Source organism: Streptococcus infantis (genome assembly GCF_001579645.1).
In the GTDB taxonomy this organism is placed as follows: Bacteria; Bacillota; Bacilli; order Lactobacillales; family Streptococcaceae; genus Streptococcus; species Streptococcus infantis_E.
Genome location: NZ_KQ970819.1, coordinates 43,574 through 50,119 on the forward strand (window position 1 = coordinate 43,574; position 6,546 = coordinate 50,119).

A 6,546-nucleotide genomic window follows, 5' to 3' on the forward strand; every position below is an offset into this window, starting at 1 on the left:
ATGGTATAATCAGTTAGAATGTTAAAGAAAAAGGAGCAAAACCAAATGAAACGTATTGCTGTTTTGACTAGTGGTGGAGACGCCCCTGGTATGAATGCTGCTATCCGTGCAGTTGTTCGTCAAGCAATCTCAGAAGGAATGGAAGTTTTTGGTATCTATGATGGATACGCTGGTATGGTTGCTGGTGAGATTTATCCACTTGATGCTGCTTCAGTAGGAGACATCATTTCACGTGGTGGTACTTTCCTTCACTCTGCTCGTTATCCTGAGTTTGCAAAACTCGAAGGTCAACTTAAAGGGATTGAGCAGTTGAAAAAACACGGTATCGAAGGTGTCGTGGTTATCGGTGGTGACGGTTCTTATCACGGAGCTATGCGCTTGACTGAGCATGGATTCCCTGCTATCGGACTTCCAGGAACAATCGATAACGATATCGTAGGTACTGATTTCACAATCGGATTTGATACTGCAGTTACAACTGCAATGGATGCCATCGATAAGATTCGTGATACCTCATCAAGTCACCGTCGTACTTTCGTAGTTGAAGTTATGGGACGTAATGCTGGAGATATCGCTCTTTGGGCTGGTATTGCCACTGGTGCTGATGAAATTATCATCCCTGAAGAAGGCTTCAAGATGGAAGACATCGTAGCAAGTATCAAAGCTGGATATGAACACGGTAAGAAACACAACATTATCGTTTTGGCAGAAGGTGTTATGTCAGCGGCTGAATTTGGTCAAAAGCTAAAAGAAGCTGGAGATACAAGCGACCTTCGTGTAACTGAACTTGGTCATATCCAACGTGGTGGATCTCCAACTGCTCGTGACCGTGTATTGGCGTCACGCATGGGTGCACATGCTGTTAAACTTCTTAAACAAGGAATCGGTGGTGTCGCTGTTGGTATTCGCAATGAGAAAATGGTTGAAAATCCAATTCTTGGAACTGCAGAAGAAGGAGCTTTGTTTAGCCTAACAGCTGATGGTAAGATTGTTGTTAACAACCCTCATAAAGCTGACCTTGAACTTTCTGCTTTGAACAAGAGCTTGTCATAATCAACTTTAACTAAACTGGTAAAATGACCATAAAAGGTCAAATTATATAAAGGAGTCACAAAAATCATGAACAAACGTGTAAAAATCGTTGCAACTTTGGGTCCTGCGGTAGAAATCCGTGGTGGTAAAAAATTTGGTGATGACGGATACTGGGGTGAAAAACTTGACGTTGAAGCTTCAGCTAAAAACATTGCTCAATTGATTGAAGCAGGAGCTAACACTTTCCGTTTCAACTTCTCACACGGTGACCACCAAGAACAAGGTGACCGTATGGCAACTGTTAAACTTGCAGAAAAACTTGCAGGTAAAAAAGTTGGTTTCCTTCTTGACACTAAAGGACCAGAAATCCGTACTGAATTGTTTGAAGGTGAAGCTAAAGAGTACTCATACAAAACTGGTGAAAAAATCCGTGTTGCAACTAAACAAGGAATCAAATCAACTCGTGAAGTGATTGCTTTGAACGTTGCTGGAGCTCTTGACATCTATGATGACGTTGAAGTTGGTCGCCAAGTATTGGTTGACGATGGTAAACTTGGTCTTCGTGTTGTAGAAAAAGACGATGCAACTCGTGAATTTGTTGTTGAAGTTGAAAACGACGGTGTAATCGCTAAACAAAAAGGTGTAAACATCCCTAACACTAAAATTCCTTTCCCAGCTCTTGCTGAACGTGATAACGCTGATATCCGCTTCGGTCTTGAACAAGGTATCAACTTCATCGCGATCTCATTCGTACGTACTGCAAAAGACGTTAACGAAGTTCGTGCAATCTGTGAAGAAACTGGTAACGGTCACGTTCAATTGTTCGCTAAAATCGAAAACCAACAAGGTATCGATAACTTGGACGAAATCATTGAAGCTGCTGATGGTATCATGATCGCTCGTGGTGACATGGGTATCGAAGTACCATTTGAAATGGTTCCAGTTTACCAAAAAATGATCATCACTAAAGTGAACGCTGCTGGTAAAGTTGTTATCACTGCAACAAACATGCTTGAAACAATGACTGAAAAACCACGTGCAACTCGTTCAGAAGTATCAGACGTATTTAACGCTGTTATCGACGGAACTGATGCTACAATGCTTTCAGGTGAGTCAGCAAATGGTAAATACCCACTTGAGTCTGTTCGTACAATGGCAACTATCGATAAGAACGCTCAAACTCTTCTTAACGAATACGGACGTTTGAACTCAGATTCATTTGAACGTAACTCTAAGACAGAAGTTATGGCTTCAGCAGTTAAAGACGCTACAAACTCAATGGACATCAAATTGGTTGTAACTCTTACTAAGACTGGTCACACAGCACGTTTGATCTCTAAATATCGTCCAAATGCTGATATCTTGGCATTGACATTTGACGAATTGACAGAACGTGGATTGATGTTGAACTGGGGTGTTATCCCAATGTTGACAGAAGCTCCATCATCAACTGATGACATGTTCGAAATTGCTGAACGTAAAGCAGTTGAAGCAGGTCTTGTACAATCTGGTGACGATATCGTTATCGTTGCAGGTGTGCCACTTGGTGAAGCAGTTCGTACTAACACAATGCGAATCCGCACTGTACGTTAATCTAACATTAAAAAGCCTATCATATCAAGCTTTCTAGCTTGTGTGATAGGTCTTTTTTTGTGACGAGGGGCAAAATATATCATTTTCCTTTCAATGCTAAGGTATACAATACAGTTTGCCCTGTAACTTTTGCTGTAATTATAGATTGCAATGGTCATCTTTCTATCTTTATGACTAAACCTAGCTAGGATTTTTTGGATAATAAGTCTATAAGTGTATGATTGAGGCTTGAGCTTATTACTGTTTGTGCAGAAAGGATTGCTAAAAGATAGAGTTTAGTAGTGTTTAGGAAAATAAAAAAAGCTCTCTGGAAAAACCAGAAAGCTTGAGAGGCATCTCCATGTGAGAAATCGGTTCACACAATTTCTCAAGGTCCGCTCCTGCGTTATGACCTCCTTTGCTCAATAGTAGCTCTCGCTACATATCGACTCATCGCAAATTTTATTTTACTATAAGGTCGAAAAAAAGTCAATAAAAAAGTTCCTATAAAAAGGAACTGTTAAACAATGCTAATTGCCGGGATCGAACCGGCGACCTCATCCTTACCATGGATGCGCTCTGCCTACTGAGCTAAATCAGCTTACTTTGAAAGTATACTATAGATTTAAGCTTTTGTCAATATGCTAATTAGTATGGTAACTCATTGGAAAAGCCCAAGTAATAAACTTGGGCTTGTGAAAATTAGACTATTGTAATTTCTCTCTCTTTTTATCTGGGTTCCAAACAAAACTTGCAACAAAGGTAAAGAGTATTGTCAGAATTCCTATTATAATTGCTAGAATCAAGGCAGGGATACGAATCAGCCACCACAGTGGATTTGGCTTTTTATTGTTGTGCCACTGTTTTGTTTCCTCATCCAGGCGTTGAAATTCAGATTGGATGCGGTCTGCAACCATCTCAATTCCCTCATCATTCATCTTTTTAATATCTGAGATATCAATCGGATTTCCGAAGTTCATATCAATACGTTCACGGCTGACAAGTCCTTTTAGAGTCATAGGGCCAGTATAAGTAACTGGCATGATGCGAACCTTAGCCATCTTCGCGATTAAAGCAACACCACCCTTAACATCGTTAGAATGACGACTACCACTTGGAAACATAATCAGTGAGCGATTGCTCTTTTTTAGAACATTAATTGGATATTTGATAGCAGAAGAACCTGGGTTATCACGGTCGATAGGGAAAGCACCACACATGCGAATCCACCAACCAAAGATGCGATTTGAAAAGAGTTCTTTTTTTGCCATAAAGACAAATTGCTTTGGTTTTGTTGCAAAAGCCATATATACTGGATCCCACCAGGTACGGTGTGGCGCAACAAGGATATAGTTTTCATCTAAACTTGGAATTTTTTCAGTATTGTGAAAGTGAGCATTTCCATTGATTGACCATAGAATCAACATAACCAGCCCACGCAGATAAGTATAAAACATGATGTCTCCTTCAGTTCTCTTTCTTTTATTATACCTTATCATACTAGGACAGGCAAATGTTTTTTGTTTAGGCGGAACAGATTTTTATATGAAATTAGAAATATTCAAAAAAAAATGATATGATAGAATTTATGGATAAAAATAAAATTATGGGATTAAGCCAATCAGAAGTCAAAGATCGTCAGAAACAGGGACAGGTCAATGATTTCCAAGCTTCAGCTAGTACTAGTACATGGCAGATTGTGAAGAGAAATGTCTTTACTTTATTCAATGCTTTAAACTTTGCCATTGCCCTAGCGCTCGCCTTTGTTCAAGCTTGGAGCAACCTAGTTTTCTTTGCGGTTATCTGCTTTAATGCATTTTCTGGGATTGTAACCGAGCTACGTGCCAAACATATGGTTGATAAGCTCAATCTCTTGAATAAAGAAAAGATTATCACTATTCGTGATGGACAAGAGATCGCTTTGGACCCCGAAGAACTTGTTTTAGGAGATGTGATTCGCTTGTCTGCAGGGGATCAAATTCCAAGTGATGCCATTGTATTAGAAGGTTTTGCAGAAGTCAATGAAGCCATGTTAACGGGTGAGAGCGACTTGGTGCAAAAAGAAGTAGAAGACTTAATGTTGTCGGGTAGCTTTCTTGCAAGTGGTTCTGTCTTTGCTCAGGTACATCATGTTGGGGCGGATAACTATGCTGCTAAACTCATGCTTGAAGCTAAGACAGTGAAGCCGATTAACTCTCGTATCATGAAATCGCTAGACCAGTTAGCCGGCTTTACTGGGAAAATTATCATTCCTTTTGGTATTGCTCTCTTGCTTGAAGCCTTGGTCTTAAAAGGTCTGCCACTGAAGTCTTCTGTAGTCAATTCATCTACAGCTCTTTTGGGGATGTTGCCTAAAGGTATCGCCCTTTTGACCATCACCTCTCTCTTAACTGCTGTTATCAAGCTTGGGTTGAAAAAGGTTTTGGTGCAGGAAATGTATTCTGTTGAAACCTTGGCGCGCGTAGATATGCTCTGCTTGGATAAGACAGGGACAATCACCCAAGGGAAGATGCAGGTTGAGACGGTCCTTCCTCTTACTCCAGCTTATAACAAAGATACCATTGCCAAAATACTAACCAGCTATATGGCACACAGTGAGGATAAAAATCCAACTGCCCAAGCTATTCGAAAGCGTTTTGCGGGAGAGGTAGCTTATCCGATGATTTCTAGCCTTCCATTTTCAAGTGATCGAAAATGGGGAGCAATGGAGTTGGAAGGTCTAGGAACTGTTTTCCTAGGCGCACCGGAGATGTTGTTGGATGCTGAAGTTCCTGAAGCTAGAGAAGCTCTTGAACGAGGATCTCGTGTCTTGGTGTTAGCGCTCAGTCAAGAAAAACTTGACCATCACAAGCCACAAAAGCCATCTGATATTCAGGCTTTGGCTTTGCTTGAGATTCTAGATCCAATTCGAGAAGGTGCTGCTGATACGCTAGACTATCTTCGTTCTCAGGAAGTGGGATTAAAAATTATCTCTGGTGATAATCCAGTCACTGTTTCAAGTATTGCCCAAAAAGCAGGTTTTGCAGACTATCAGAGCTATGTAGATTGTTCGAAAATTAATGATGAAGAATTGATAGCCATGGCTGAGGAAACAGCCATTTTCGGACGTGTCTCACCTCATCAAAAGAAACTCATCATCCAAACTCTGAAAAAAGCAGGACATACTACAGCAATGACAGGGGATGGTGTCAATGATATCCTAGCTCTCCGTGAGGCAGACTGTTCCATTGTTATGGCGGAAGGAGACCCAGCAACTCGTCAGATTGCAAATCTGGTCCTCTTGAATTCAGATTTCAATGATGTTCCTGAGATTCTCTTTGAAGGTCGTCGTGTGGTCAATAATATTGCCCACATTGCTCCGATTTTCTTGATTAAGACAATCTATTCCTTCTTGCTAGCAGTTATCTGTATTGCCAGTGCTTTGTTGGGACGTACTGAATGGATTTTGATTTTCCCATTCATTCCGATTCAGATAACTATGATTGACCAGTTTGTGGAAGGATTCCCACCGTTTGTATTAACTTTTGAACGAAATATCAAACCTGTGGAACAAAACTTCCTCAGAAAATCAATGCTTCGAGCTTTACCAAGTGCCTTGATGGTAGTCTTTAGTGTTCTCTTTGTTAAAATTTTTGGAACCAGTCAAGGCTGGACAGCCATTGAAATTTCGACACTTCTGTATTATCTATTGGCATCGATTGGTTTCATGTCTGTAGTTAGAGCTTGCTTGCCATTTAGCTTGTGGCGTGTGCTATTGATTATTTGGTCGGTTGGAGGTTTCCTTGGAACAGCTCTATTCCCAAGAATCCAAAAATTGCTTGAAATTTCAACACTTACAGGTCAAACTTTGCCTATCTATGGCATTATGATGCTCGTCTTTATTGTGATTTTCATACTGACAAGTCATTATCAAGTTAAAAGATAAAGAAAGACTGCAATCGG

Annotated in this window: 4 protein-coding genes and 1 tRNA gene; 3 read left to right on the plus strand and 2 right to left on the minus strand. The window is 40.4% G+C overall.

Annotation, left to right across the window (positions count from 1 at the left end; genetic code table 11):
* Positions 1-45 precede the first annotated feature (45 nt).
* Positions 46-1,053 (plus strand): 6-phosphofructokinase, encoded by a 1,008-nt coding sequence (gene pfkA / locus SINDD18_RS04485; RefSeq protein WP_000820873.1) that lies wholly within the window; start codon positions 46-48, stop codon positions 1,051-1,053.
* Positions 1,054-1,119: 66 nt separating this feature from the next.
* Entirely contained in the window at positions 1,120-2,625 is a 1,506-nt protein-coding gene (gene pyk / locus SINDD18_RS04490; protein ID WP_014713116.1) for a pyruvate kinase, read from the plus strand.
* A gap of 507 nt (positions 2,626-3,132) precedes the next feature.
* Here the strand turns inward: pyk and SINDD18_RS04495 are convergent.
* Both SINDD18_RS04495 and SINDD18_RS04500 read right to left on the minus strand, forming a co-directional pair.
* Positions 3,133-3,205 (minus strand) — tRNA-Thr (locus SINDD18_RS04495).
* A gap of 106 nt (positions 3,206-3,311) precedes the next feature.
* Complete coding sequence (locus SINDD18_RS04500) at positions 3,312-4,061, minus strand: lysophospholipid acyltransferase family protein (RefSeq protein WP_004253887.1); 750 nt, start codon at positions 4,059-4,061, stop codon at positions 3,312-3,314.
* 131 nt (positions 4,062-4,192) lie between these two features.
* Here SINDD18_RS04500 and SINDD18_RS04505 point away from each other — a divergent pair, with 131 nt between their 5' ends.
* Complete coding sequence (locus SINDD18_RS04505; RefSeq protein ID WP_004253889.1) at positions 4,193-6,529, plus strand: cation-translocating P-type ATPase; 2,337 nt, start codon at positions 4,193-4,195, stop codon at positions 6,527-6,529.
* Positions 6,530-6,546: the final 17 nt, after the last annotated feature.

Excerpts from the sequence above, each read along its gene's own strand:
- pyk (WP_014713116.1), top strand. The coding sequence starts at position 1,120 with ATGAACAAACGTGTAAAAATCGTTGCAACTTTGGGTCCTGCGGTAGAA.
- SINDD18_RS04505 (WP_004253889.1), top strand. The coding sequence starts at position 4,193 with ATGGATAAAAATAAAATTATGGGATTAAGCCAATCAGAAGTCAAAGAT.
- SINDD18_RS04500 (WP_004253887.1), bottom strand. The coding sequence starts at position 4,061 with ATGTTTTATACTTATCTGCGTGGGCTGGTTATGTTGATTCTATGGTCA.
- pfkA (WP_000820873.1), top strand. The coding sequence starts at position 46 with ATGAAACGTATTGCTGTTTTGACTAGTGGTGGAGACGCCCCTGGTATG.